This window comes from Maritalea sp. YIW29 (genome assembly GCF_057219265.1).
Window position 1 is genome coordinate 558,355 of sequence record NZ_JBXVVF010000002.1, and the last position, 24,725, is coordinate 583,079.

A 24,725-nucleotide genomic window follows, 5' to 3' on the forward strand; every position below is an offset into this window, starting at 1 on the left:
GACCTATATGGATCACAAGCAAACGCTCGGCCAAATTAGGTCAATTTGTGAAAAGCACGACATCGACGCGGTAAGCACTATCGCCATGTTGAAACAATATGAGCATGAGTTGGCCCGATGGCAAAAAGTTCAGAATCTTGTTTCACGTGAAACATTGCCGGAAATATGGTCAAGACATTTCTTGGATAGTCTACAACTAATTCAGCTCATCAGTGTTGAGAATGGATCAATTCTCGACTTTGGCAGTGGTGGCGGACTGCCCGCCATCCCGTTGGCAATTGCATTGAAAGATAAAGGTGTTTCGGTACATATGGTCGAAGCAAATGGCCGGAAATGCTCGTTTTTGCGGCATGTTATTCGAATGTTGGATCTGGACGGTGTGGTTCACAATGTCCGCGCTGAGTCGCTTAGTCTGCCACGTTCGCTCGAAGTTGGGACAATCACAGCGCGAGCATTTGCGGATCTATCTAGGACTTTTTCGTACATTTTGCCAATTTTTGGTGATCAAACGGCAGCACTTTTGCAAAAAGGCCGTGGATATGATGAAGAAATTTCAACAAGTCGCGAAAAATGGGCGTATGATCTAGTACAACACGAAAGCATAGTGGCGTCAGATTCTGTGGTTCTAGAAATCAAACATCTAAAGGCGCTTTAGAACTAGTCTTTGGAGGAGCCAGCAGTGCAGCCGCGTATTCTTACATTGGCAAATCAGAAGGGTGGCGTTGGTAAAACGACGACTGCTATCAATTTGGCGACGGCTCTTGCCGCTATTGGCGAGCGTGTCCTAATTGTTGATATTGATCCTCAGGGCAACGCCAGCACAGGCTTTGGCATTGAGCGGCAGGCGAGAACCCATTCCGCATTTGATTTGATGACAGGAGAAGTCAAACTCGAAGATGCTATCGTTTCGACAAATGTGCCAAATGTTGTGGTGGTGCCATCGACAATGGACCTATTGGGGCTTGAAATGGCGATTTCAGATCACGGCGATCGAGCGTTTCGGCTCCGCGATGCTTTGAGTGATGCAGGCAACGTGATTTTTGACGGTAAGCCAATTACCTACATTTTGATTGATTGTCCGCCGTCACTTAACCTACTTACGATTAATTCTCTTGCTGCGGCGGATGCGGTTCTCGTGCCCATGCAGTGCGAGTTTTTTGCGTTGGAAGGCTTGAGCCAACTGTTGCAAACGATTGAGCAGATCAAGTCGAGCTTGAACCCAGACCTTTATATACAAGGTGTGGTGATGACGATGTTTGATAAGAGAAATAATCTTTCAAATCAAGTGCTTAGCGACGTTCGTGCGCATTTGGGTGACTTGGTTTATGATACGGTAATTCCACGTAATGTACGGCTATCCGAGGCGCCATCATATGGTAAGCCGGCATTATTGTATGATTTGAAATGTGCGGGTAGCCAAGCCTATCTGCATTTGGCAACAGAAGTTATTAAGCGCGAGCGCCGGTTAACGGCAGCATAGGGCAGCAAAATGAACGACAAAAACACAAATAGCAGACTTGGTCGTGGACTAGCGGCATTGATTGGTGATGTACCGCCAATTGAAGCAACGCGGATAAATAGCGGTGATGGTATTCGTCGCCTTCCTGTCGAGTTCATTGTCGCAAGCCCCAACAATCCGCGGCGGCACTTTGCCCCTGAAGAATTAGAGGACCTAACGAACTCGATCCGCGAAAAGGGCGTGATGCAGCCCATTTTGGTGCGGCCTAGCCCAATCGATCCAGACCAATATGAGTTGGTTGCGGGTGAACGCCGTTGGCGTGCTTCCCAGCGCGCAGGTCTTCATGAGGTGCCGGTTATCATCCGTGAAGTTGATGATCGTGAAGCACTTGAATTGGCGATTATTGAGAACGTTCAACGGGCTGATTTAAATCCTTTAGAAGAATCAAAAGGTTATGATCAGCTGATGGATCAGTTTGGCTACACGCAAGCTGACCTTGCCCAAGTGATCGGCAAAAGCCGTAGCCATGTTGCCAACACGTTGCGGTTGATGAAATTGCCAGCTTCCGTGCAACAATTTGTGTCGGATGGTGCCCTAACAGCTGGGCATGCCCGGGCGTTAATTACTGCAGATGACCCTGAAGCGCTGGCCAAACGCATCATCGAGGGCGGTTTGAGCGTTCGTGAAACAGAAAACTTGGCTCAAAAGCAGGCGCAAGCAAGTTCTGGCGGTGAACCGACGGCCAAAGCATCCGCTAAGGTGGCCAAAGACGCCGATACGTTAGCGCTTGAAAAGACACTTAGCGATTTGCTGGGTCTAAAAGTAGCGATTGATCATAAAGAGCGTGGTGGCAAAATTGAAATCAAATATCGAACACTCGAGCAGTTAGACGACGTTTGCCAGCGGCTTCAGCGGCGCTAGAAACGATCTTATTAACTTAATCCCAGTTTATTGGCGTGCTGCGATCGTTGCGATGGCGAGTATTGCCTGCCGTGTGTGGGCATGATCGAGATTTGCATTTCTTCGGGTTTGCAAAATTGTGTCATGTAGGCGTGCGCAGGCGGCAGCCAAATTCTGCGCCGACCATGACCTTATTTGAACTTCCATCGCATGTTTGCGCGAGAAATGAACGCGGGCGCGGCCTGAGCTCATAATTTCTTGCAGCGTTTTTCCATTGTCAAATGATGCACGCATTTCTCGAAGAGTGGAAAAGTGCATCAGTGCGCGGGTCAATATTGCAGAGGAATGTGTGCCTGAACTCAAGGCGCGGCTGAGCGCAGTATCCAATTTTTGAAGATGTCCCGTTCCTGCACAATCCAAAATCTCGTCCATTGTTTGGGCCGCATTGTCACCACACAAGGTCATTACATCATCATATGAGACATGTTTTGACTGGTCGGCAAACAAAATGAGCTTCTCAACTTCAAGGCGAGTAATCTGACGATCATTGCCCAAAATATCGGTAAGGGCGTTCAAAGCGTCATTTTCGATGGTAATTTGGGCTTTTTGGAACATTTCACGGGCCAATTGACCCAAACTTCTTGCGTCGTCAGCGTAGCAGGGCACCGCTCGCGCCGATTTTTGAGCCTCAGCGAGCTTTCTCAGCCCATCTCTGGGGGTTAAATTGCCCGATTCGACCAATAAAATGGCGTCAAACCCCTCTTGGACAGTTTGCTCGATGTCTTTGGCGAGGGCATTGGTCGCGCCCCGAACGCGAATTACCCGTCTATCACCGAACATTGAAGGGGTATTTGCTTCGACAGAAATGCGTTCGCCTGGATTGTCGACGTCGCCAAATTGAAGACTGACGAGTGCCATTGGGTCGGCATCTTTGCCGTGAAAATGGGCTTGTAGTTTGTCAGTTGTTTCACGAACCCGGCCGGCGTCGGGCCCGTAGATCAGGATAAAGCCTGCTTGGATATCCGGCGCGTTAACAAATCGATCAACATCTCGTGCCTTCAGGCCTGTCAATTTTTGTCCTCATTAATCGCTTTAGCGATGAGTATTTGCAGTTGTCGAGCGACGTCCTTCGCAGCGCGATCATATGCATCTACCCGCGCCGTATTCACAGCCACTTTTTGCGGGTTTTCTTGGTAGATCGCGGTTGCAAAACGAGACGCCTTGGCAATTTGCTCGCCCGTTTCAATTTTTGTCAGCACGAATGATCCGGTGACGCGCGCTTCTGTCTCATTGCGCTTGAAGCTAGAGCTAAGCGAAAAAATGCCGCGCGTTGATGTGCTGGCATTAATATCGACTTCGTAAATCGGCTTGTTAGACTTTCCGATCCGAAACCGAAGTTCCTCAATGATGGATTGCTCGACCTTTGATGCAGGGTCTGCATATGAAACCGAAAAGGAACCGGCTGACTGGCCGTCATAAACTGGGCGAAGTGTGCACCCGGACAGCATAACTGTGCCGGCCAGAATAACTGGTGCTAATCGTGTGAAATATTTAGACAACGACATTTACAATTCTACCTGGTACGACAATCACCTTTTTAGGTGCTTTACCGTCTAAGATGCGCGAAACAGCATCAAGAGACAAGGCCGTATTTTCGATTTGGTCCTTTGGTAGGTCTTTGGCGACTTTGATTTCGCCGCGCCGTTTTCCGTTCACCTGAACAGGCAATATAATTGTGTCATCCGCCAAATATTTGGGATCTGCCTCCGGCCAGCTTTCATCGGCCAAAATTGTCTTGTTGCCCAAATGCGCCCAGCAGGTTTCGGTGACGTGTGGCACGATCGGGTTGCACAATTTCACAAGGGATTGCATTGCGGTTTTTAAGGCCGAACGTTCTTTGATGGTCGGTTTGTCTTTGACCGCAGCGAGCGCCTTGCTCAACGCGTTCGTTAGTTCGTAAAGTTGGGCGATGGCACGGTTAAACCGAAGGCTTTCATAAGCATTTGAAACTTGTTCAATCGCTTTGTGGGTTGTTTTCAGCAAGGCTTCGACGTCAAAACTGTCCGTATTGCTGTCTTCTGCGGTTTCAATAATGGCTTTGCTGTCATCAATGAGGCGCCAAACTTTTTGCACAAAACGCCAAACGCCTTCAATGCCTGCTTCGGTCCATTGGACGTCACGTTCAGGGGGGGAATCCGACAATACAAACCAACGGGTTGCATCCGCGCCAAAGCTTTCAGCCATGGCGGTCATGTCGATCACGTTGAGTTTGGACTTTGACATCTTTTCAATGGAGCCAATCTTTAGGACTTCATTGGAACCCTTATGGATTGCCTTGCGCTCGCCTTCGGCCCCTTCAAAATTGATCTCTTCGGGCGAAACCCAGTCGCCAGATTTTGTTTTATAGGTTTCGTGGGTCACCATGCCCTGGGTAAACAGGCCTTTGAACGGTTCAGTGACGTTTAAATGCCCGGCCTTTTTCATCGCCCGAGCGAAGAAGCGCGAATAAAGAAGATGCAAAATCGCATGTTCCACCCCGCCGATATATTGATCGACCGGCAACCACGAATCTGCAGATGTCGGATCTGTTGGTGTGGATGCATTGGGCGCGGTGAACCGAGCGAAATACCAGGACGAATCGACAAATGTATCCATCGTATCCGTTTCGCGACGCGCCGGACTATCACATGACGGACAGTGTGTGTCTTTCCAAGTTGGATGATGGTCCAAAGGATTGCCCGGTTTTTCAAAGCTAACATCGTCGGGAAGTTCCACCGGCAAGTCCTGCTCACGGACCGGAACAATGCCACAATTGTCGCAGTGAATAATCGGGATTGGGCAACCCCAATAACGCTGGCGTGAAATGCCCCAATCCCTCAGGCGGTAATTGACTTTGCGCTCGCCTTGGACCTGACCGTTAATATCGCTATTGGCCAAACGGTTGGCAACTTCATTAAAAGCTTCATCAGGCGTCATGCCATCAAGGAATGATGAGTTAATCATCACACCGCTATCGGTATAGGCTTCATCTTCCACGGCAAAAGTTGCTGCATCGCCATCCGCTGGCATAACGACCGCTTTAACGGGAAGATCATATTTGCGGGCGAAGTCCAAATCACGTTGGTCGCCAGAAGGGCAACCAAAGATCGCGCCGGTGCCGTAATCCATCAAAACGAAGTTGGCGACATAAATGGGCAATGTCCAATTGTCGTCAAATGGGTGTTTCACGTGAATCCCGGTATTGAAGCCACGTTTTTCTGCAGTCTCTAACGCAGCGACGGATGTACCAAGGCGACGACACTCTTCAATGAAAGCTTGAAGTTCAGGGTTCGACTTGGCGGCTTCTTTAGCAATTGGGTGATCTGCGGCGACGGCCATAAAGCTTGCACCAAAAATGGTGTCTGGCCGCGTGGTATAAACTTCTAAGTCTGAAAATCCATCAGGAGCTGTTGCTGGGTCAAGTGCCCAACGTACCGTCAAACCCTCAGACTTGCCGATCCAGTTCTTTTGCATCAAGCGAACTTTTTCGGGCCAGTCTTTAAGATTGTCGATTTCGTCCAAAAGATCCTCGGCATAATCCGTTATTTTGAAGAACCATTGGGTTAGCTCTTTTTGTTCCACCAATTCGCCAGATCGCCAGCCGCGGCCGTCGATCACTTGCTCGTTTGCCAAGACGGTGTGATCAACCGGGTCCCAATTCACTTTCGAGCTTTTGCGGTAAATTAGGTCTTCCTTGAGAAAATCCAAAAACAGTTTTTGTTGCTGGCTGTAATATTCAGGATCGCAGGTGGCGAACTCGCGGGTCCAATCCAAGCTAAAGCCCATCGATTTAAGCTGCTGCTTCATCGATTCTATATTTTGGTAGGTCCAAGTTTTTGGGTGGGCATTGTTTTTCATTGCCGCATTTTCAGCGGGCATACCAAACGCGTCCCAACCCATAGGGTGCAAAACGTTAAAGCCTTTAGCGCGTTTATACCGCGCGATCACGTCGCCCATTGTGTAGTTGCGCGCATGGCCAACATGGCAACGGCCAGAAGGGTAGGGGAACATTTCAAGGACATAATATTTGGCCCGCTCGTCATCGTTGCTTGAAACAAAGCTTGAGCGCTCGTTCCAAACTTTTTGCCAATGCGGTTCGCTTTCGCGCGGATTATACCGTTCAGAATTATTGCCGGTCACTATCATGCCCTCTAAATCGTCAAGTTCTGTTCAGATCTTGCGTCTGATTTTTCTATGTCTTATCTGGACCTTCACCAGAATTTGGGGGTCGGGTCAACATAGATCGCACGCGAATCGTTTGCCCAAGCCACAAAAATGATTCAAATAGAGTATGTAAGTGATTTGAGGGTCAAAATGGGCATCGCACAATTAGAAGAAGTTCAATCGCGAATTGCATCATCTGCACGACGATTTGGTGATGATCAGGCACAAAATGTTGAGTTGGTCGTTGTTTCAAAAACTTTTGGCGTTGAAGAAATTGAGCCCGTTATTTCGGCTGGGCAGAAGCATTTCGGTGAGAACCGCGTGCAAGAGGCTCAATCCAAATGGGCAGACCTTAAATCACGACACGATGATATTGTGCTTCATCTAATCGGGCCATTGCAGACCAATAAGGTCAAGGACGCTGTGGCGTTGTTTGACGTGATACAGTCTGTTGATCGGGAGAAGCTTGCCAAAGCCCTCGCCAAAGAATTCTCGGATAAAGGGAAAAGCCTGCCCGTGATGGTGCAGGTTAATATTGGCGAAGAACGGCAAAAGGCAGGCATTGCGCCAAATGAAGCTGTTGAGTTTGTTGAATTGTGCCGCACTACATATGGGTTGGATGTTATTGGCTTGATGTGTATTCCCCCGGCCGGGCAGCCACCGGCACCCTATTTTGCCCAAATGGCGGGTCTTGCACAGAAGGCCAATGTAAAAGAATTATCCATGGGGATGAGTTCAGATTTTGACACTGCTGTTGAAATGGGGGCAACCTATGTGCGCGTTGGTTCGGCCATTTTTGGTCATCGGGATTATCCTGCGAATTAACCAATATTGCGTGCACACATGCTTGTGATTGGGATGTTAACAGCTTGTGCCTACATTATTAATTGGAATTAGATTTTGATTGTGGGCCAACAAAGGGCGAGAAAATGAACAAACGGCGGATTTTGATAATTGATGATGAGGACGAACTGCGCCAATCACTCGTGGACCAAATCTCGCACTATCGCGAGTTTGAAATAACCCAGGGTGATAGTGCGGCAGCTGCCTTGAGTGCCGTTAAAGCATCGCCATTTGATTTGGTGGTAATGGATGTGGGCCTGCCGGATATGGATGGTCGCGAAGCGGTTAAGATTATGCGCCAGGATGGGTTTAAAAGCCCGATTCTCATGCTCACTGGACATGATAGCGACAGTGATGAAATTTTGGGCCTTGAAAGTGGCGCGAACGATTATGTCACCAAGCCGTTTCGTTTTTCTGTTTTGTTGGCTCGGGTTCGCGCTTTGCTGCGCCAGCATGATCAAAGTGAAGATGTGGTTTTCACCATTGGCCAGTATAATTTCCAGCCTGCGACCAAAATGCTTGAAACAGAAGATGGCAGTAAGGTCCGTCTAACGGATAAGGAAACATCGATTTTGAAGTTTCTCTATCGTCAGGGACCAAAAACCGTTTCACGTGATGTTCTGTTGCAAGAAGTTTGGGGCTATAATAATCGGGTAACAACGCATACGCTTGAAACCCATATTTATCGCCTTCGCCAAAAGATTGAGCGTGACCCGAGCAATGCGCGTCTGTTGGTAACCGAAGAAGGTGGCTACCGGTTGGTGCCATAAATTAGGACTAAAAATGTCTCTTGAAGAAATCACCTCAATTCTAAAACTGGCAGACCCGTTCCAAACTTTAAGCGACGAACAGCTCAAACTAATCGGATTTGTCAGCGACACCAAAACCTTGTCGAAAGACGAGGTTTTGTTTGTTGAAGGTGACGTGGCGGATGGGGCCTATATTCTGGTTGATGGCGCTTTGACGACGAAACATGATGGGGCAAAAACAACCGGGCAAGTGATCGATGTTCAAGGGACAACTTTTGGCGAGTTGGCATTGATTGTCGATAAGCCGCGCCCGGCAACTGTTAGTGCGTTGGGCGATACCACATTGATCTTTGTGCCACGCCTTCACTTTAAACGGTTGATTGAAAACTATCCTGAATTGGCGGCAAAAGTCGCCACCCGCATCAAGCTTTCGATGAGCCGTTACGTCAATGCACTGTCCGGTGTTCAGGTTCAGTAATTCGATTTAACCAAACCGAGATATGATGGGGACGTGGTCTGATGGTTTCTCACCCCACCCACGCGCGTCTCTGAGCACCACCGTTTCAGAACTATGGTCCGCAATGTCCGGTGTTGCCCAAATATGGTCAAGCCGACGGCCCTTGTTGGATGCGTTCCAATCTTTAGAGCGATAGCTCCACCAGCTATATAGACGTTCCTCATGGGGAATATGTTTGCGCACAACATCAACCCAGTTTCTGCGTGCTTGCAGCGCGTCCAGCGTGTCGGTTTCAATCGGCGTGTGGCTCACCACTTTTAGAAGTTGCTTGTGTGACCAAACATCGTTTTCGTGTGGCGCGATATTGAAATCACCAACAATGACATGACCATTGTCAAAATCATCCTCATCGAACCAGTCTTTCAGTTCGCTCAAGAAATCCATTTTGTGTTTGAACTTTGGGTTGGTGTCGACGTTGGCTTCGTCGCCACCCGCTGGAATGTAAAAATTATGGATGCGGGTTTTGCCGAATGGTGCTTCGACCGAAGCACTGACATGGCGGGCATCGCCCATCTCACAAAACTCTCTTGTGTCAGTTTCGTGCAGGGGAAGACGTGAAACAATCGCGACGCCATGATAGCTTTTTTGCCCATTCACCGCGTGATATTGATAGCCAGATTCAGCAAACGCTTTGGCGGGGAATTGGTCGTTCTGACATTTGATTTCTTGTAAACACAAAACATCAGGTTGATGATCGGCTAGAAATTCTTGCACCATGGGCAAGCGCAAGCGAACTGAATTGATGTTCCAAGTGGCAACTGAAATCGACATTTTTTCTCCCCGGGATGAGCTGGCGAATCGCTAGCTCCCTATATTGGCAAATTGGGGGAGCGGGTCCACCCGTTTTCTACCGTGGGAGAAAATTGTCTTTATTGATAGTCCGGCAGATAGAAATAGGCCTTTGGAATATCGATGTCTGTTGTGGTCTCGTAGATCGAGAAGGTCACTTCGTTGCCGTTCGGCTCGGTGAGCGTCCATTGTTCAATGTCTTTGGTTGCGAGATTGAAAATCATCGTCACAGAAACCGGACCCGCAGGCGTGTCGTCTGCAACAGAAACTGCGATCATTTCTTCGGTTTTGATCACGTCTGTCATATTGGCTGAAAACAAATCGATCTCGTCAGACAGAAATTGACGCAAGGGTACACGCTGTTGCGGATAGGCGAATTTTGTCTCTTCCTTGCGGTTGATGACATAAAAGCCTTTGCCGGTTGAAATCACTTCTTCGTAAGATGGGGGCGCGTATTTGAACCGGATCTTATTTGGTCGTTTCAAATAAAAGATGCCTTCGGATCGATTGCCCGCACTATCAAGTTGCAGGAAGCGTCCGGCCAATTGTTCAACGCCAGAATGGTGCTTGCCGATATCCGTGATGATGGCGATCTCTTCTTCCGTCAATGCGCGATCCAATGCGCTGGCCGCTGGCACAAATGCCAGAAGAGAAATTGCTATGGCGAGGAAGCGAAATGTTTTGCGCATAATGGACCTGGTCTTTGAACAATAACGATACGAATCATTAGTTTTACAATATGGCGATTGAATGAGCGTTGGCCATCACATTGGACGCTCGTGACGAATTGGCTTTCGTTTCACGTGAATCAAAATGGGCTTTCCTCTTCACCGCCAACCAAGATCTCGCGTTTACCGGCATGGTTGGCAGGTGAAATAAGACCCTCTTGCTCCATCCGCTCGATGATCGTCGCGGCACGGTTATAGCCGATGGATAGACGACGTTGGATGTAGCTGGTTGAAGCCTTGCGATCATTCAGCACGATATTGACGGCCTTGTCGTAAAGCTCGTCGCCTGAATTGGCCACATTTGAGTTGCCAAATTCAGCGCCACCACCTTCTTCGTCTTCAGCCGTTACGCTTTCTAGATATTCCGGCGAGCCCTGGGCCTTTAGATGTTTCACAACGGTTTCAACTTCGCCGTCGGCCACAAATGGGCCGTGCAAACGTTTGGTTCTGCCACCACCGGCCATATAAAGCATATCGCCCATGCCCAACAATTGTTCCGCACCTTGTTCGCCAAGGATGGTCCGACTGTCGATTTTCGATGTCACTTGGAATGAAATACGAGTTGGGAAGTTGGCCTTGATCGTACCGGTGATCACGTCCACGGATGGACGTTGCGTGGCCATGATCAAGTGGATGCCAGCCGCCCGTGCCATTTGGGCAAGCCTTTGGATTGCGCCTTCAATGTCTTTGCCAGCGACCATCATCAAGTCAGCCATCTCGTCCACGATCACCACGATAAAGGGCAATGGTTCAAGATCAAATTCTTCGCTTTCAAAGATCGGCTCGCCGGTTTCTTTGTCGAAGCCGGTTTGTACCGTCCGGGTGATGATCTCACCCTTTTGCTTAGATTCGGCAACTTTTTGGTTGAAGCCATCAATGTTGCGCACGCCGATTTTTGACATCTTTTTGTAGCGATCTTCCATTTCGCGCACAGCCCATTTCAGGGCCGTTACCGCTTTTGTCGGATCGGTCACAACAGGGGTGAGCAAATGGGGAATGCCATCATAGATCGATAGTTCAAGCATTTTCGGATCGATCATGATCAGGCGGCATTGCTCTGGCGTCCAGCGATAGAGCAATGAAAGGATGAATGTGTTTACGGCCACAGATTTACCCGAGCCGGTCGTACCCGCAATCAGCAAGTGCGGCATCCGCGCTAAGTCAGCGATAACAGGTTCGCCGCCAATGGTCTTACCAAGGCAGAGCGGCAGCTTGCCTTTTACTTTTTCAAAGTCAGCCGAACCCAACATTTCACGAAGATAAACTGTTTCACGGGTTTTGTTGGGCAGTTCGATACCAATTGCGTTGCGGCCGGGGACCACCGCAACCCGCGCGGAGATCGCGCTCATAGAGCGGGCAATGTCGTCCGCAAGGCCGATGACACGAGAAGATTTGATGCCCGGTGCAGGTTCTAATTCGTAGAGCGTTACGACGGGGCCGGGGCGGACATTGATAATATCGCCGCGCACACCGAAATCTTCCAACACGCCTTCAAGCAGGCGCGCATTTTCTTCCAGCACTTCTGGCAGATGCTCGCGCTCGGTTTTCTTGCTGGGCGGTTCTGCCATATAGCTGAGTTCAGGCAGTTCAAATTCGTCGTTGCCCAACAAACTTTGCTGCGCTTCTGCCACAACGCGACGGCCGGGCGCAGGGCGCGGGGCAGGGGCCGTGACGCGAGGGCTCGGTTTTTGTGGGATTGGAATGTCCGCTGCCTGTCCTGAAGGCGCTGCAGGCGCATTGCCTGCCTCTGGGGCGTAGTCATCATATGGCGCGTCCATATGGTCTGGGGCAGGCTCATCATAATGGCCTTCCACCCAGTTTTGTGCGTCGTGCGCCATATCGCCCTCAAACTGAGGTTCAATTCGTTGTTGCGCCTGATAGGGGTCTTGATGGTCTGGATGATGCTGATTTTGACTAACTTGCGGCTCAAGCACGGGCTCAGCATCACCTTGCCGCCAAGGTTGGGTTTCAGCTTGCTGTTTTTGCGCGTTGCGTTCCGCCCAAGATTTCTTGATTGAAACATGGGTTGAGAAGATCAAATGCGTTAACGCGCCCAAAAGAATGGTGAACATGGCGGCGATTTTTGACCCAAGCCACGCCCATATGCCTTTTGGCTGAACGTTCTTATCGTTGTTCAATGCAATGTCGGTTGCCGGGGCGGGCTCAAGTCCAAACCGGGTACCAGCTCGAATACAAAGCCAAAAGCTTACAATAGCAGGTGTGAGCAGTATGAGCGCAAATAACCATCCAGCGGCCAACCGCATTTCTTCACCAACCACAAATCCGGCCATAGCAGAAAAGCCAAGGCCGATGATCCCGCCCAATCCTGTTGGGAGCGGCCATGTAGCTGGTGTTGGCATGAAGGCCAGAACACCACAAAATAGAATAGTCGTCACAATCCACATCATGGAACGCAAAGTGAAACGAAGCGGCACTTGTTTGCGAATGAGCGTAAGCGACCAAATGGCAGGCGGAATGATGAAGAGCAGGCCAGCAATGCCTAGAAATTGAAATGTCAGATCAGCAATGACGGCGCCGGGATAGCCCAGCCAATTGTTCACCGGTTCGTTGGATACGTAGCTCAGGCTCGGATCGTTGGCCGACCAAGACATGAGCGACAAAATGACAAGCGCAATGGCGACCAAACACAAGATGCCAATCAAGCGCAGGGGTATCTTCACCGCGATTGAGGTGGGGGCCTCTTGGGCCACTTCTTGGTTCTTTTGTAACGCAGACGATGTTTGAACGGCCAATGTACGATCTCATTTTACGCAATAACTCGATATTGATCCTAGGTCCGCGTGGTTAATTTGTGGCTAATAAAGAACAAAAAGGGCCCATCAGCGATTGCTGATAGACCCTTTTTTTACCAATCAAATTGAACTGATCGGTCTCTTCTCCCCTAGAGATTAGAATTCAGGATAGGCTTCAACCCCAACTTCTGCCTTATCTAGCCCAAGCGACTCGCTTTCAGCGCTTACGCGAATACCGATGGTCAATTTTAGGATGAACCAAATCGCGCCAGAAACGGCCATTGTGAAAGCACCGATGGCGATGATGCCAGTAAGTTGGGTGATAAAGTTGCCCGACCCGCTTAGCGGGGTGACCAACGTGCCCCAAATACCTGCCAAAAGGTGCACCGGAATGGCACCAACAACATCATCAATCTTCAACCGATCTAGCATCGGCACAGCAAAGACCACGATGACACCACCAATTCCACCAATCAGCAATGCAAGGGGAACACTTGGCGCTAGGGGTTCAGCGGTAATTGACACAAGGCCAGCCAACGCACCGTTAATGACCATGGTCACATCGATCTTTTTGTAGATGACTTGCAACAGGACTATTGTTGTGATCGCTCCAGCAGCGGCGGCAAGGTTTGTGTTCACAAAGATCCGGGAAACGTCACCAGCGTCAGCAATGGTGCCCATGGCAAGTTGTGACGCGCCATTAAAGCCAAACCAGCCCAGCCACAGAATGAACATGCCGAGTGTCGCCAGCGGAATTGAAGAGCCGGGCATTGGCGTGACCATGCCGTTTTCCCCATAACGACCTGCACGGGCACCCAAAAGCAATGCACCAGCAAGTGCCGCCCAGCCGCCGACAGAGTGAACCAAGGTTGAACCGGCAAAATCTGAGAAGCCCATTTTGAACAACCAGCCTTGGCCCCACTGCCATGATCCGGTGATGGGGTAGAGTATGCCCGTCAGGATGGCGGTGAAGATGAGGAATGGCCAAAATTTGATCCGTTCGGCGAGCGTTCCAGAAACAATCGATGCTGTTGTGGCGCAAAATACCATTTGGAAGAACCAGTCCGAGGCAACCGAATAGCCCGCACTATGGTCATCCGCTCCAGGAGCCGGGAAGTCGTAAGGGCCAAAACTACCGATGAAGCCGCCATCAACGCCCGTATACATCAAGTTATATCCGGTGAACCAAAACATAATCCCGGCGATTGAATAAAGGGCGATGTTCTTGAGGCCCTGCATGGAGACGTTTTTTTGCCGAACGAGGCCCATTTCCAACATCGCAAAGCCAGCGGCCATCCACATGACTAAAAAGCCACCAACCAAAAAGAGGAGCGTATTGAAAATCTGCGCATATTCGGGTGTGGCGGCTTCTTGGGCAAATGCTGGACTAGCGAGTAGGGGCAAGATCGCTGCTGTCAGGCCGAGCGCCATAAGTTTGTTTTTGTTGTTCTTAATCATGTTCTTGGTCTCCAACTGATCTTTAAAGTGCTTCTAGGTCGCGCTCGCCAGTGCGGATGCGCACGGCGTCTTGCAAATCAAAGACGAAAATCTTCCCGTCTCCGATACGGCCAGATCGCGACGCTTCAGCAATGCAATCCACTGCGCCAGCAACTTGATCGCTTGGCACGGCAACTTCGATTTTGAGTTTGGGCAGGAAATTGACCGCATATTCTGCGCCACGGTAAATTTCGGTATGGCCCTTTTGGCGTCCATATCCGCGCACTTCGGTAACGGTCATGCCGTGAATGTCTTTTGCGCTTAAGGCCGAGCGAACGGCATCCAAGCGCGAAGGTTTGATGATGGCGGCGATAAATTTCATGAGCAGCATCCTTGTTTGAGCAATTCGTTCTGCCCAATAGAGCAACAAGAGTCGTGCCAAACTCGGCGTTTGAGGGTTAGTTGTTTGAATTTGTTGCATGAATCGCAGATACTGCCGAATTGTGGACTTTTAGACTATCGGCCTTTCTGCATAATTTATGCACAAATTATGCACGGTGATCAAAAATTAGACATGCTGCGACAACGCACAACTTGAGTGTTGGGCAAATGAGCATACAATGTGCGCAAATTGATTTGGGAGAGCATGCAAATGCCAAAAGAACAACATTTTGATGTGTTGATTGTCGGGGCTGGTCCGGTTGGGCTAACGCTTGCGCTCGCGCTGAAGCGATTTGCGCCCGATATGTCGATCGCCATAAATGATGTGCGGCCACTTTTGGTGCCAGATGATGAACGTTCGTCGGCATTGGCATTAGGGGTAACTAACGTATTTGAGGCGTTAGATGTTTGGTCTGAGATGCTTGACGAGGCGTCACCCATTGCCGGGATGAAAATTACCGACAGTGATAAAGACGATCTGCACCGGCCCTTGTTCCTAAAATTTGAAGGTGACGCGAAACCGGGCCAACCATTTGCCCATATGGTGCCAAATCGCGTGACCTTAAAAGCGCTTATCGAAGGCGCACAGCAATCTGGTGTTGAGATTTTTGCGCCAAATAAGGTTGTTGAATGCCAGGCCGGGTTAGCAGTGTCTCAGGTGAAATTTGAAGATGGCACGCAAATCAGTGCGTCATTGGTAATCGGCGCAGACGGGGCTCGATCTCAATTGCGCGAAAATGCTGGCATCAAAACGTTCGGCCATGATTATAAACAGTCTGGCATCGTGACGACATTTGCCCATGAATATGATCATGACCAGATAGCTTACGAACACTTTCTGACAGCGGGCCCATTTGCCACGCTGCCATTGCCCAACAAACGCTCGAGTTTGGTGTGGACAGAAAAAACAGAAGATGTTCAGCGCTATTTGGATATGAGTTTAGAAGATGCGGCGTTGGAAATTGAACGTCGCATGGGCTCGAGTTTTGGCAAAGTGACGGTTGAAGCGCCGTTGCAAGCATTTCCGCTAAAATTGCAAATTGCCAAGAGTTTCATTTCCGACCGGTTGGCCTTGATCGGTGATGCGGCGCATGTGGTTCATCCGATTGCTGGGCAGGGCATGAATTTAGGCATCAAGGATGTGGCGGCCTTGTGCGAAGTATTGGTGGAGGCTATGCGTCTTGGCGAAGATATTGGCAGTGAAGCGGTGCTAACGCGCTATCAAAACTGGCGACGGGTGGATATTGGTTTGATGGCGGTGGCAACGGATGGGTTGAACAAATTGTTTTCAAACAATATTGCGCCACTGCGGATCGTTCGAGATTTGGGCTTGGGGGTTGTTGACCGGATGCCAGCGCTCAAAAATGCCTTTATTGGGCGGGCCGCTGCGGCGCAGGGTGGCCCCAAATTGCTAAATGGGCGTCCGATTTAGCACAAACGAAGTTTTTTATGGATTTCGTTTTTCGTCATCGCCCAATTGTCTTGCTTCATCCAAAATCAGCAAGGGGACATTGTTCCTGATGGGGAAAGCCAAACGCGCGGCATAAGAAATCAGCTCGGTTTTGTCCTTTGACCATTCCAATTGGGTTTTGGTGAAAGGGCAGACCAAAAGTTCGAGCATTTTAGGGTCGATATTTGCCGCTTCGTTCTGCATCATTGCATGGTGATGTTAGAGGCTTGCCGCGACATTTCGATTTCTGCAAAGGCCATCAGCATTTCAGCGCGTGTTGATAGCGTTTCTGCTTCTAACAATGCCTGGCGCTCCCGCGCTTCATAAGGGCTTGCCATCGAGCAGGAATTTATCAAATCTTCTAAACCCGCTTCGTTGATCTCTTCCCAGTCCAGTTCAAAGTCGGCAAATTCAGCATATGATTTCAGTAATTTTATAAAGCGCGCGCGATCAATACCGCTTTCGCCAAAGCCAGCAATAAGATCTGTTTCAAACGAACGCATATCGATCTCGCCGATCCGGTAGGGTTTATCGGCGCTGAGCTGTTCGCTTTTCAAAGTAAACCGAGAAATACCGTGCAAACCGATCATATAGCGATCGTCTTCGATCTCTTCAAAATGGGTGATGCGGCCCAATGTGCCGATGGTTTGCAGCGCCGGATTATGGCTTTCATCCCCCAAAGTGGGTTGGATGAGGCCCAATAAACGCCCCTTTCCCAAGACATCGTCCACCAACTCCAAATAGCGCGGCTCAAAAATGTGCAGCGGCAAAATGGTGCGCGGCAGCAACAGTGCGCCTTCTAGGGGAAGAAGGGGAACATTGTTTAGTTCCGAATATTTCGCGTCACGGGCAGTACTCATAACTTATTCTAACCCAGATCGTTCTAGCTGAAAAGAACGCTGGAAAGCATGCGGCGGCCTTTGATTGAAGCTGGGTCGGTTGGGCCCCATGCTTCAAATAGTTCCAAAAGTTTCTTGCGTGCGCCGTCTTCATTCCAATCGCGATCTGCTTTGATGATTTTTACAAGATTTTCAGCGGCACCAATTTTGTTACCTTCTGCGTTGTAGGAAATAGCAAGGTCATACCGGCTTTGGTGGTCGTCCGGGTTTGAAGCGAGTTTGGCTTCCAACGCGCTCGCGCCATCAAGTCCTGCGGCTTCTGCTGCTAATTCCAACGCTGCTTTTAATTTTATGAATGCAGGAAGCTTTTGTCCTTCTTCACTCACGGCCATCAGCGTTTGTTCAGCTTTTTCATTATCGCCGATTTTTGAATGGATCGTCGCAATGCCGATAATCGCATCGTCATTTTCCTGATCGAACTGCAAGATCTGGCTGTAAATCTGGGACGCGCTCGCAAAGTCACCCGCATCCATTGCGCCTGTTGCTTGTTCTAACGCGGCCTTAATCTGCTCTTTGGGATCGGTAGGCGCAGGGGGAGCAGCTTTTTGCACTTTGTCGATAAAGGCATTGATCTCGGTTTGCGGGATTGCACCCATAAAGCCATCAATCGGTTGACCACCCACAAAAGCGATAACTGCAGGAATGGATTGGATGCCCATTTGCCCCGCAATGGCTTGGTTTTGATCGATGTCGACCTTCACCAACTTTACCTTGCCGCCAGCTTCGATGACCGCTTTTTCGATCATGGGGCCCAATTGTTTGCACGGCCCACACCATGGCGCCCAAAAATCAACTAGAACTGGAACGGTTTGAGATGCTTCCATCACGTCTGCGGCAAAATTTGCTGTATCAGAATCTTTGATCAGATCGCTTGCTGGGGCAGTTGCAACACCGTTTTGAAGATCTGAGTGCATAATATCGTCCGTTCTATGAGCCGTTAATGTTCTTACTTTTAATGTGGGACCTTCATGCGACAAAAACAAGGCGCTGACTAGGGTCAGATTGGCTTTCAGCCTTGAAAAATCGCCAGTTCAATTCCCAAGAGGAGAGTTTTTTTACCTCGTGCCAAAAAAGGTGCAAAATATGGCTTGCAATTGGTGCGCTCTTTAGGCATATATCCGCGCACACCAGCTACGTCATTCATGGCGCTCATATTGCTGGTTACGGATGCGGGCGTAGCTCAGTGGTAGAGCACAACCTTGCCAAGGTTGGGGTCGTGAGTTCGAATCTCATCGCCCGCTCCAAAAAACTTCAACATCATTGCTATTTGATCCAGCGTCGAGTGATCAATTTCATAGCCTTATCGGCTTGTTACTCGCTTTCGCGCGCGAATATACGGCCAATATTTGGTTTTGGATCACTACTCAGCTGGTCACAATTTGTTGTAAATCCGATTTCAAATTCTGCCCGTTACCTCCCTGACACACACGGCGTGTGCAGCATCGTGATCCCGAAAAATGGGATCCTAGTGATTATCAAGGAGAAAGTTTATGCGGAAATCTATTATCGGGGCAGCTCTTGCAGTTAGCGTTATGGCAGCACCAGCAGCTTATGCGGGTAACATTGTTGAAACGGCGCAAGAAGCGGGTGTTTTCAACACGCTAATTGCAGCAGCAAGTGCAGCTGGATTGGCTGGCGCTTTGGCTGACGGTGAAAATCTAACGGTATTTGCGCCAACCGACGAAGCATTTGCAGCACTTCCGGAAGGTACGGTTGAAATGTTGTTGAAGCCGGAGAACAAGCAAAAGCTCGCGGACATCCTATCCTATCACGTACTTGCCTCTAAAGTAATGTCATCTGATTTGCCAGCGGGTACAAATGACGTGGCGACCCTGAAAAAGGGTGGTGATGAAACCATCACAGTCAAAGTGATGGGCGGCAAAGTAATGATCGATAACGCGACCGTTGTGACGGCCGATGTTATGGCAGACAATGGCGTAATTCACATCATCGACAAAGTGATCTTGCCTTCTGACTAAATCGATCGCGAGACTAAAGATTTCACAAGGGCGTCCAACGGGCGCCCTTTTTTTGTGCTTCATCCAAATAGCGGGGGATTGACTTAGGCCTTGGGGTTGGGTTCCTGTGAATTGTTGTTCAAACGATATCAATTCAATTGCGTAAGCTGAGAACCCCATCCAATGAATTTATCAAGATTTCGAAATGTCGGCATATTCCTACTTATTGTATTGGGGTCCTCCATATTAGCTGGCTATTTGATGAACGCGGGCTATATGGAAGCCGCATTGCTGTTCATTCTGCCGCCATTCATTGTGCCAACTGTTCTGCGAACATTCTTTGGTGATGGATGGGGAAATGCCGGGCTGTCTCTCAGTTTAACAAAGCAGTGGAAGATCCTGCTCTTCGTTATTTTGCTTCCAATTGCCTTTTTCCTAATTGTTCTAACCTTGGCAATTGCATTGGGTTTGGGGGAATTGACCGTCGAAGGCGGAAATTTACTGCCATTAATGTTGGTTCAGATTTCTATCGGGTATCTAGCATTTGGGTTCTTCGAAGAATGGGGATGGCGCGGCTATCTTGAACCGCAGCTACAAAAGCACGGCGTAAAGGCCTTAACGCGTCACCTTGTAGTTGGTGTTTGCTGGGGCCTTTGGCACATTCCATTTTTTTGGGGTACGCAATTATTGCAAGAAATGCCGGCATTTTTCGTCCCGTTGCATTTAATCGGGGCGGTTGTTTTGGCTGTAATTTATGGCCGTATCCGTGCGGCTTCGACTTCGATTTGGCCGACAGTTTTGCTGCATGGATTTTCCAACATGCTGTTTTTCAGTATCGCACTGCCGAATAAGTTATTTGAATTCACCAACCCATCAATTTTGGAGATGGGACCAAACAGCTTGCTCTCCATCCTAATTTGGGCGGGGTTTGCGATTTTTGTCTGGCGTTTGTTTTCTGAATTCCAACCTGACAACAAATTTTGATATTCCGACGAATAGCAAAACAGCTGTTTCGGGCAGCCAGATCGTGGACTTAGCTCGACAGCAGAAATCGTGAGATTGTGAAATCTCGTGTTGGCTGTTATTGGGGCGCAGGTTTATTGGGCTCCAAATTTTTGGGCTTGGGTCAATATGTGGCAAGGGAAATTGGTTTGTGAGCGACACAGAGCTTTTAACAAGTTTTATCTCAGCCATGGTGTTGGCGCTTTCTTTGTTCAGCGCATCGATATTGCTCAGCGAGCTTAAAACCCGCTTTTTTGTCGCCCCATTGGTGCTGTTTTTCATTGTTACAGCAATAACCGAAGTGCCAGTTGTTTCAGAACCGTTTTTGAATGATAGTTCTGACCCCAAAAATATGCTGGGCCTTGTGGGCGTGGTTGGTGTTGTTTTGCCGCCGCTTTATTGGCTTTATGTGCGGGCCTTAACTTCGCTCAAGCCGCCATTCTTCCATCGGCGCGATCTGTTGCACTTCTTGCCTTTCTTGCTCGCGGTCTTGGCAATAATGTTGTTGTTTCGCTTGGCTACCCTTTATCCCGATTTGGGTGGTGTGCAGGGGATTGAAGACATTGACTTGTTTTCGTTGATCTCGCTGATCCTTATTGCAGTAACCTTCACATTGGTGCCGGTTTTCCAATATTCGGCTTATCTATATCTGATCATAATGCGGATGATTAAATATCGAGCTCGATTGCGGCAACGTTTCTCCAGCACTGAAAAAAGAGAGCTGGGCTGGATAATATGGGTCGGTGTTGCGCTTTTCCTTTATTGGATTTTTGAAGTTTTGGGCCCACTTGTTTATTTGGCCATTCGGTCGCTTTTGGACCAATCCCTCAAAATCAATGCGCCTGAAAGTCTGCTCTTGCCAGGCGTTACCAACTTTATTCTGGTATGGGCTTTGTCCCTTTGGGCGCTTCGTCAGCCACGGGCCTTAGAAGAACCTGGTGCGGAGAGTGCCGAGTTGGGGACCGAAAAATACGCGCGATCTGCACTTAGCGAAGAAAAGCTTGCAGCCATTTGCGAAAAACTGGATCGGGTCATGCGCCAACGTTCACCCCACAGAGATCCGAACTTATCTCTTCGTGATCTGTCCAAGCAAGTTGGCGAGCTGCCCAACTATGTTTCCCAAGCGCTAAACACAAAAATGGAATGTTCCTTTTTTGACTATGTAAATAGATGGCGGATTGAAGACGCGAAAAAACTGATCGCTCAGGAAGATCGCCCAATTGTCGAAATCGCATTTGAAACGGGCTTTAACTCTCGCTCGGCTTTTTACCGTGCATTTCGGCGCGAAACGGGGGTTACACCCAAGCAATATCGTCCTGAGGGCAAAGAATAATGGCTTTATTGCCAAGGTGCTAATTGTCCCAATATGTTTGAAAGGACAGTGGTAATTGTCCTTTCCAGCACAACAAGACCTTTTTGGATAATCTTTTGGGTATGAGTTTTCCGAGCGAATGGTTCGGAGATTGAGATGTTGCTAAAATATAAGAGAAACTTTTTAGGCTGGTCGTCCAACGGCTTATTGATCGTTGGCTTTCTATTGTTGTTGATCTCTATTGTGGCCGAACTCACCGTTTAGGGTGTGCTGCTTGCATTGCTTGATTGCCATTCTCTTTCCCTTAAAGAACATAGATCCTGTGAGATAAGTCATGAAATCCATTTCAGTATTCGCGTCTATTGGCGCGCTGCTTGTGCTGTGCGGCCCCGCACTTTCCCAGTCTGCGCTGGAAAAAGCACGAAATCAAAATCAAAGCGGGCCGGCTTACGCCTATCACTTGCAACATACCTCATCCGAGTTTTCGCTGAGCGCACAAGTGAACCCAAATTCCCCTGCTGGTCGACGGGTGGGCATTGTTTCGCCATCGAAGAGTGAGTGGAATGATGAATTGATCGAATTTGTTCGCGAATTGGATAAAGAGGCGGGTGAATTTATTTGGTGCGCTCAATTTTTTGAAAATATTCCAGCCAATGCGCAACTTGTTCGGGAAACCGGGAATTTGGCAACATATGGCTTCAATCCCGTTCCGGACCAAAAAGCTGATGCAGAGGAACGAAAGTTCCTAAAAAGCATGCGTGCGCAGGTCCAAGTTGGAAAAGACAGGCCGGGAATTGTTGAAGTTGAAATGTCGACAACCCAACCGATTAGTCACGGCTTCATGTCTACGATCAGCCGGTATGAATTGCGGGCAAGTTGTAGCCATACCCCGGATGGGCGAGCCTATGTAACAAAGATGGAAAACATCATTGCAGGCAACGCAATGGGTCAAGATTTTAGTGAATCCCAGACAACCGTGATTTCCAGCTTACAAGCTCTTAACTAGAGCGAAGTGTTCGGGTGCCCATCCCCAAGTGTAACCATAACCCTGTCGTAACAACAACGAACTGGTATGTGGGATGGGTGCCTGATTTTACAAGCAAACTATTGATCGAGCTTTGATTTCTTCGGAGCCAGCAAAATATTGGTCTCGGTGAGGCTTACGCCTTCGATCAGTCTGATGCGGCGCAACACATCGTCGAACTCGATGAGATCTGTTGTTTCCAATTCAGCGATAAGGTCCCACTTGCCGTTGGTTGTGTGCAGACTGCGCACCTGGGGCAGGCCCATCATGGATTTAACGACCGCCTCGGCGCTGCGGCCGCCAACTTCAATCAGGGCGATGGCGTGGATGGTCTTGTCGTCGCTAGGGGAACCAGTGATAATCGTGAAGCCTGCGATAACGCCAGTGCTGACCAATTTATCGATCCGCGCCTTAACGGTTGCCCTAGATATGTTTAGGGTGAGGGCGATGGTAGCGATGGGGGTGCGGGCATCGTGCCGCAACAGTGCGATAAGTTTGTTATCTAGGTCGTCCATTTATCAATTTGCTCATATTGGGATAACATTGTGAGAAAGTTAAACTCAATTTTGGTCAAAATTTCAACTATTCGCTGATCTCTATCCATAATATAAATGCTTTAACCGGAATCAAAGAGTTCCGGACGAAGAGCTAGGGTATAGAAATGGGTAATAATGTTTCGCGTGGATCAGTCGCGCTAATTGGCGCGCCTGTTGATGGCGGGGCTGGACTATCCGGTTGTATAATGGGGCCGGCGGCACTGCGTGTTGCTGGCCTTGCAACTTCTCTCACCCAGTTGGGGTATGAAGTGGCCGACCTAGGGGACGTTACCCCTGACGAAGTTTCTCTTAAATTATCTGGCGCAACACATCATGAAAATGAAGTCGCTGGATTTGCGCGCGCCTTAAACCGCAAGGGCTACGAAGCCTTAAAGTCAGGCGCGACACCGATTTTCCTTGGCGGTGATCATTCATTGGCGATGGGGTCCGTAACTGGTGTGGCGAAATATGCCGCTGAACAGGGACGAAAACTGCATGTTTTGTGGCTAGACGCGCATCCAGATTACAATACGACTTCCACATCAACATCCGGCAATATGCATGGCATGTCAGCCGCCTTATTTTGCGGCGAACCAGGGTTTGACGGCGTTCTAGATGAGCCAATTAGCCCAGTTAACCCAACCAATTACCATGTTTTTGGCGCGCGTTCGATTGATGAGCCGGAAGGCGAATTGCTACGCGAACGCGGGGTTGATGTGATGGATATGCGTCGGATTGATGAGCGCGGTGTAGCCACTTTGATTTCCGGTGTGCTTGATGCTGTGCGTGCGGATGATGCAATGTTTCACGTGAGTCTGGATGTTGATTTTCTTGATCCAGATTTTGCCCCTGGTGTTGGCACAACTGTGCCCGGCGGCGCGACTTATCGTGAAGCCCATTTGGCCATGGAAATGATTTCGGATAGCGGGCTGATGACATCAATGGACTTGGTTGAATTAAATCCCTATCTGGATGAACGTGGCAAAAGCGCAAGAATGCTGGTTGCCCTCACTGAAAGTGGATTTGGCCGTCGCGTCTTTGATCGCCCAACATCAACTGGCTGATGTAAAATTCATCCCTTCACTTATGCTGCAATGTTCCGGATGCATTTTGTCGACGACGATTAATGGTCTTTGACCGCTTCCATCGCCACAAAAGTGGAGGTTTGGGCAACATGGGGTAGGGCAGAGATCACCTCGCCCAAAACCCGGCGATAGGCGGATATGTCTTTCGTTCTGACCTTAAGCAAATAGTCAAAACTAGCCGCAATCATATGGCATTGTGAAATTTCAGGCGTTTGTTTCACAGCCTCATTAAATGCGTCCAATGCCTTCGCGCGCGTATCGTCGAGTGTCACTTGCACAAAAGCGATGTGCCCGCGGCCGGTCAATTCATGGTTTATCCTTGCGCCATAGCCCAAAATGACGCCGTCTCGTTCCAGTTTTTTAACCCGCGCTTGGGTTGGGCTTTTGGATAAGCCGACTTTCGTTGAGAGTTCGGACATGGAGAGCCGCGCATTTGCTGAAAGCGCATTGACGATTTTTCTATCGATCTGGTCCATTTGGCTCGTCTTTTGCCTATTGGTGGTTCATTTGGATTGTTAATCTAGGTTACATAGCGGCAAATTCACTGCTTGTCGCCAGAAAACGGGACAATAGACCAGAGTTTCGGTGATAAATTAGGCCAAATATAGATTTTGCGGCAGGTCGTTGCTGATCTGACCTG

The 24,725-nt window shown here is 49.1% G+C and carries 25 protein-coding genes and 1 tRNA gene; 13 read left to right on the forward strand and 13 right to left on the reverse strand.

Features of this window, described 5'->3' with window-relative positions; genetic code table 11:
- Positions 1–7: 7 nt before the first annotated feature.
- Genes rsmG through AC2D8L_RS11880 form a run of 3 tightly spaced genes read left to right on the forward strand, consistent with a single transcriptional unit; the run spans position 8 to position 2,380 of the window.
- Positions 8–655, forward strand: a complete 648-nt coding sequence (rsmG, locus tag AC2D8L_RS11870; protein WP_484685691.1) for a 16S rRNA (guanine(527)-N(7))-methyltransferase RsmG — start codon at positions 8–10, stop codon at positions 653–655.
- Positions 656–679: 24 nt separating this feature from the next.
- A complete protein-coding gene (locus AC2D8L_RS11875) occupies positions 680–1,480 on the forward strand; it encodes a ParA family protein (RefSeq protein WP_484685692.1) in 801 nt (266 codons plus the stop codon).
- A gap of 9 nt (positions 1,481–1,489) precedes the next feature.
- The gene (locus tag AC2D8L_RS11880; protein WP_484685693.1) at positions 1,490–2,380 is read left to right on the forward strand and encodes a ParB/RepB/Spo0J family partition protein; all 891 of its coding nucleotides are present in this window, start codon (positions 1,490–1,492) and stop codon (positions 2,378–2,380) included.
- 27 nt (positions 2,381–2,407) lie between these two features.
- Here the strand turns inward: AC2D8L_RS11880 and holA are convergent, their stop codons facing one another.
- The 3 genes from holA to leuS are packed head-to-tail and all read right to left on the reverse strand — an operon-like array spanning position 2,408 to position 6,538.
- On the reverse strand, positions 2,408–3,430 hold the full coding sequence (holA, locus tag AC2D8L_RS11885; protein WP_484685694.1) for a DNA polymerase III subunit delta: 1,023 nt from the start codon (positions 3,428–3,430) through the stop codon (positions 2,408–2,410).
- The gene (lptE, locus tag AC2D8L_RS11890; protein ID WP_484685695.1) at positions 3,427–3,924 is read right to left on the reverse strand and encodes an LPS assembly lipoprotein LptE; all 498 of its coding nucleotides are present in this window, start codon (positions 3,922–3,924) and stop codon (positions 3,427–3,429) included. The genes holA and lptE overlap by 4 nt, the downstream gene beginning before the upstream one ends.
- Positions 3,911–6,538 carry a leucine--tRNA ligase gene (gene leuS / locus AC2D8L_RS11895; RefSeq protein ID WP_484685696.1) on the reverse strand — a complete coding sequence of 876 codons (2,628 nt, stop codon included), beginning with the start codon at positions 6,536–6,538 and terminating at the stop codon, positions 3,911–3,913. The genes lptE and leuS overlap by 14 nt, the downstream gene beginning before the upstream one ends.
- A 174-nt stretch (positions 6,539–6,712) precedes the next feature.
- On the opposite strand from leuS, the gene AC2D8L_RS11900 reads away from it, so the two are divergent.
- The 3 genes from AC2D8L_RS11900 (at position 6,713) to AC2D8L_RS11910 (ending at position 8,632) form a co-directional block, all read left to right on the forward strand.
- On the forward strand, positions 6,713–7,387 hold the full coding sequence (locus AC2D8L_RS11900) for a YggS family pyridoxal phosphate-dependent enzyme (protein WP_484685697.1): 675 nt from the start codon (positions 6,713–6,715) through the stop codon (positions 7,385–7,387).
- A gap of 104 nt (positions 7,388–7,491) precedes the next feature.
- The gene (locus AC2D8L_RS11905) at positions 7,492–8,175 is read left to right on the forward strand and encodes a response regulator transcription factor (RefSeq protein WP_484685698.1); all 684 of its coding nucleotides are present in this window, start codon (positions 7,492–7,494) and stop codon (positions 8,173–8,175) included.
- 13 nt (positions 8,176–8,188) lie between these two features.
- Positions 8,189–8,632, forward strand: a complete 444-nt coding sequence (locus tag AC2D8L_RS11910) for a cyclic nucleotide-binding domain-containing protein (RefSeq protein ID WP_484685699.1) — start codon at positions 8,189–8,191, stop codon at positions 8,630–8,632.
- Between the two features lie 6 nt (positions 8,633–8,638).
- Here the strand turns inward: AC2D8L_RS11910 and AC2D8L_RS11915 are convergent, their stop codons facing one another.
- From AC2D8L_RS11915 to AC2D8L_RS11935, 5 genes are all read right to left on the reverse strand, one after another.
- Positions 8,639–9,442, reverse strand: a complete 804-nt coding sequence (locus tag AC2D8L_RS11915; RefSeq protein WP_484685700.1) for an exodeoxyribonuclease III — start codon at positions 9,440–9,442, stop codon at positions 8,639–8,641.
- Positions 9,443–9,540: 98 nt separating this feature from the next.
- Positions 9,541–10,149 carry a LolA family protein gene (locus AC2D8L_RS11920; protein ID WP_484685701.1) on the reverse strand — a complete coding sequence of 203 codons (609 nt, stop codon included), beginning with the start codon at positions 10,147–10,149 and terminating at the stop codon, positions 9,541–9,543.
- 119 nt (positions 10,150–10,268) lie between these two features.
- A complete protein-coding gene (locus tag AC2D8L_RS11925; protein WP_484685702.1) occupies positions 10,269–12,941 on the reverse strand; it encodes an FtsK/SpoIIIE family DNA translocase in 2,673 nt (890 codons plus the stop codon).
- 156 nt (positions 12,942–13,097) lie between these two features.
- Positions 13,098–14,399, reverse strand: coding sequence for an ammonium transporter family protein (locus AC2D8L_RS11930; RefSeq protein ID WP_484685703.1), 1,302 nt, complete (start codon positions 14,397–14,399; stop codon positions 13,098–13,100).
- Positions 14,400–14,421: 22 nt separating this feature from the next.
- Positions 14,422–14,760, reverse strand: a complete 339-nt coding sequence (locus AC2D8L_RS11935) for a P-II family nitrogen regulator (protein WP_484685704.1) — start codon at positions 14,758–14,760, stop codon at positions 14,422–14,424.
- 270 nt (positions 14,761–15,030) lie between these two features.
- Here AC2D8L_RS11935 and AC2D8L_RS11940 point away from each other — a divergent pair, with 270 nt between their 5' ends.
- Complete coding sequence (locus tag AC2D8L_RS11940; protein ID WP_484685705.1) at positions 15,031–16,251, forward strand: FAD-dependent monooxygenase; 1,221 nt, start codon at positions 15,031–15,033, stop codon at positions 16,249–16,251.
- Between the two features lie 15 nt (positions 16,252–16,266).
- On the opposite strand, the gene AC2D8L_RS11945 is transcribed toward AC2D8L_RS11940, so the two are convergent.
- Genes AC2D8L_RS11945 through trxA form a run of 3 tightly spaced genes read right to left on the reverse strand, consistent with a single transcriptional unit; the run spans position 16,267 to position 18,082 of the window.
- Complete coding sequence (locus tag AC2D8L_RS11945) at positions 16,267–16,473, reverse strand: Trm112 family protein (RefSeq protein ID WP_484685706.1); 207 nt, start codon at positions 16,471–16,473, stop codon at positions 16,267–16,269.
- Positions 16,473–17,129 (reverse strand): LON peptidase substrate-binding domain-containing protein, encoded by a 657-nt coding sequence (locus tag AC2D8L_RS11950; protein ID WP_484685707.1) that lies wholly within the window; start codon positions 17,127–17,129, stop codon positions 16,473–16,475. Before AC2D8L_RS11950 ends, AC2D8L_RS11945 begins: the two co-directional genes overlap by 1 nt.
- A 23-nt stretch (positions 17,130–17,152) precedes the next feature.
- On the reverse strand, positions 17,153–18,082 hold the full coding sequence (gene trxA, locus AC2D8L_RS11955; RefSeq protein ID WP_484685708.1) for a thioredoxin: 930 nt from the start codon (positions 18,080–18,082) through the stop codon (positions 17,153–17,155).
- A gap of 255 nt (positions 18,083–18,337) precedes the next feature.
- Between trxA and AC2D8L_RS11960 the strand changes: the two genes are divergently transcribed.
- From AC2D8L_RS11960 to AC2D8L_RS11980, 5 genes are all read left to right on the forward strand, one after another.
- A tRNA-Gly gene (locus AC2D8L_RS11960) sits at positions 18,338–18,412 on the forward strand.
- Between the two features lie 246 nt (positions 18,413–18,658).
- Positions 18,659–19,147 (forward strand): fasciclin domain-containing protein, encoded by a 489-nt coding sequence (locus AC2D8L_RS11965; protein ID WP_484685709.1) that lies wholly within the window; start codon positions 18,659–18,661, stop codon positions 19,145–19,147.
- 162 nt (positions 19,148–19,309) lie between these two features.
- A complete protein-coding gene (locus AC2D8L_RS11970) occupies positions 19,310–20,110 on the forward strand; it encodes a CPBP family glutamic-type intramembrane protease (protein ID WP_484685710.1) in 801 nt (266 codons plus the stop codon).
- 169 nt (positions 20,111–20,279) lie between these two features.
- Complete coding sequence (locus tag AC2D8L_RS11975) at positions 20,280–21,461, forward strand: helix-turn-helix transcriptional regulator (protein ID WP_484685711.1); 1,182 nt, start codon at positions 20,280–20,282, stop codon at positions 21,459–21,461.
- 313 nt (positions 21,462–21,774) lie between these two features.
- Positions 21,775–22,446: a hypothetical protein gene (locus tag AC2D8L_RS11980; protein ID WP_484685712.1), complete on the forward strand. Its 672-nt coding sequence runs from the start codon at positions 21,775–21,777 to the stop codon at positions 22,444–22,446.
- A 98-nt stretch (positions 22,447–22,544) separates the two neighbouring features.
- Here the strand turns inward: AC2D8L_RS11980 and AC2D8L_RS11985 are convergent, their stop codons facing one another.
- Entirely contained in the window at positions 22,545–22,979 is a 435-nt protein-coding gene (locus tag AC2D8L_RS11985) for an Lrp/AsnC family transcriptional regulator (protein WP_484685713.1), read from the reverse strand.
- 146 nt (positions 22,980–23,125) lie between these two features.
- On the opposite strand from AC2D8L_RS11985, the gene rocF reads away from it, so the two are divergent.
- Positions 23,126–24,064 (forward strand): arginase, encoded by a 939-nt coding sequence (gene rocF, locus AC2D8L_RS11990; RefSeq protein ID WP_484685714.1) that lies wholly within the window; start codon positions 23,126–23,128, stop codon positions 24,062–24,064.
- Between the two features lie 59 nt (positions 24,065–24,123).
- On the opposite strand, the gene AC2D8L_RS11995 is transcribed toward rocF, so the two are convergent.
- A complete protein-coding gene (locus AC2D8L_RS11995) occupies positions 24,124–24,561 on the reverse strand; it encodes an Lrp/AsnC family transcriptional regulator (RefSeq protein ID WP_484685715.1) in 438 nt (145 codons plus the stop codon).
- Positions 24,562–24,725: the final 164 nt, after the last annotated feature.

Coding starts and splice junctions, on each gene's coding strand:
- rsmG (WP_484685691.1), top strand. CDS start 8: ATGGATCACAAGCAAACGCTCGGCCAAATTAGGTCAATTTGTGAAAAG.
- AC2D8L_RS11880 (WP_484685693.1), top strand. CDS start 1,490: ATGAACGACAAAAACACAAATAGCAGACTTGGTCGTGGACTAGCGGCA.
- lptE (WP_484685695.1), bottom strand. CDS start 3,924: ATGTCGTTGTCTAAATATTTCACACGATTAGCACCAGTTATTCTGGCC.
- AC2D8L_RS11900 (WP_484685697.1), top strand. CDS start 6,713: ATGGGCATCGCACAATTAGAAGAAGTTCAATCGCGAATTGCATCATCT.
- AC2D8L_RS11905 (WP_484685698.1), top strand. CDS start 7,492: ATGAACAAACGGCGGATTTTGATAATTGATGATGAGGACGAACTGCGC.
- AC2D8L_RS11910 (WP_484685699.1), top strand. CDS start 8,189: ATGTCTCTTGAAGAAATCACCTCAATTCTAAAACTGGCAGACCCGTTC.
- AC2D8L_RS11915 (WP_484685700.1), bottom strand. CDS start 9,442: ATGTCGATTTCAGTTGCCACTTGGAACATCAATTCAGTTCGCTTGCGC.
- AC2D8L_RS11920 (WP_484685701.1), bottom strand. CDS start 10,149: ATGCGCAAAACATTTCGCTTCCTCGCCATAGCAATTTCTCTTCTGGCA.
- AC2D8L_RS11930 (WP_484685703.1), bottom strand. CDS start 14,399: ATGATTAAGAACAACAAAAACAAACTTATGGCGCTCGGCCTGACAGCA.
- AC2D8L_RS11935 (WP_484685704.1), bottom strand. CDS start 14,760: ATGAAATTTATCGCCGCCATCATCAAACCTTCGCGCTTGGATGCCGTT.
- AC2D8L_RS11940 (WP_484685705.1), top strand. CDS start 15,031: ATGCCAAAAGAACAACATTTTGATGTGTTGATTGTCGGGGCTGGTCCG.
- AC2D8L_RS11945 (WP_484685706.1), bottom strand. CDS start 16,473: ATGCAGAACGAAGCGGCAAATATCGACCCTAAAATGCTCGAACTTTTG.
- AC2D8L_RS11950 (WP_484685707.1), bottom strand. CDS start 17,129: ATGAGTACTGCCCGTGACGCGAAATATTCGGAACTAAACAATGTTCCC.
- trxA (WP_484685708.1), bottom strand. CDS start 18,082: ATGCACTCAGATCTTCAAAACGGTGTTGCAACTGCCCCAGCAAGCGAT.
- AC2D8L_RS11965 (WP_484685709.1), top strand. CDS start 18,659: ATGCGGAAATCTATTATCGGGGCAGCTCTTGCAGTTAGCGTTATGGCA.
- AC2D8L_RS11970 (WP_484685710.1), top strand. CDS start 19,310: ATGAATTTATCAAGATTTCGAAATGTCGGCATATTCCTACTTATTGTA.
- AC2D8L_RS11980 (WP_484685712.1), top strand. CDS start 21,775: ATGAAATCCATTTCAGTATTCGCGTCTATTGGCGCGCTGCTTGTGCTG.
- AC2D8L_RS11985 (WP_484685713.1), bottom strand. CDS start 22,979: ATGGACGACCTAGATAACAAACTTATCGCACTGTTGCGGCACGATGCC.
- rocF (WP_484685714.1), top strand. CDS start 23,126: ATGGGTAATAATGTTTCGCGTGGATCAGTCGCGCTAATTGGCGCGCCT.
- AC2D8L_RS11995 (WP_484685715.1), bottom strand. CDS start 24,561: ATGGACCAGATCGATAGAAAAATCGTCAATGCGCTTTCAGCAAATGCG.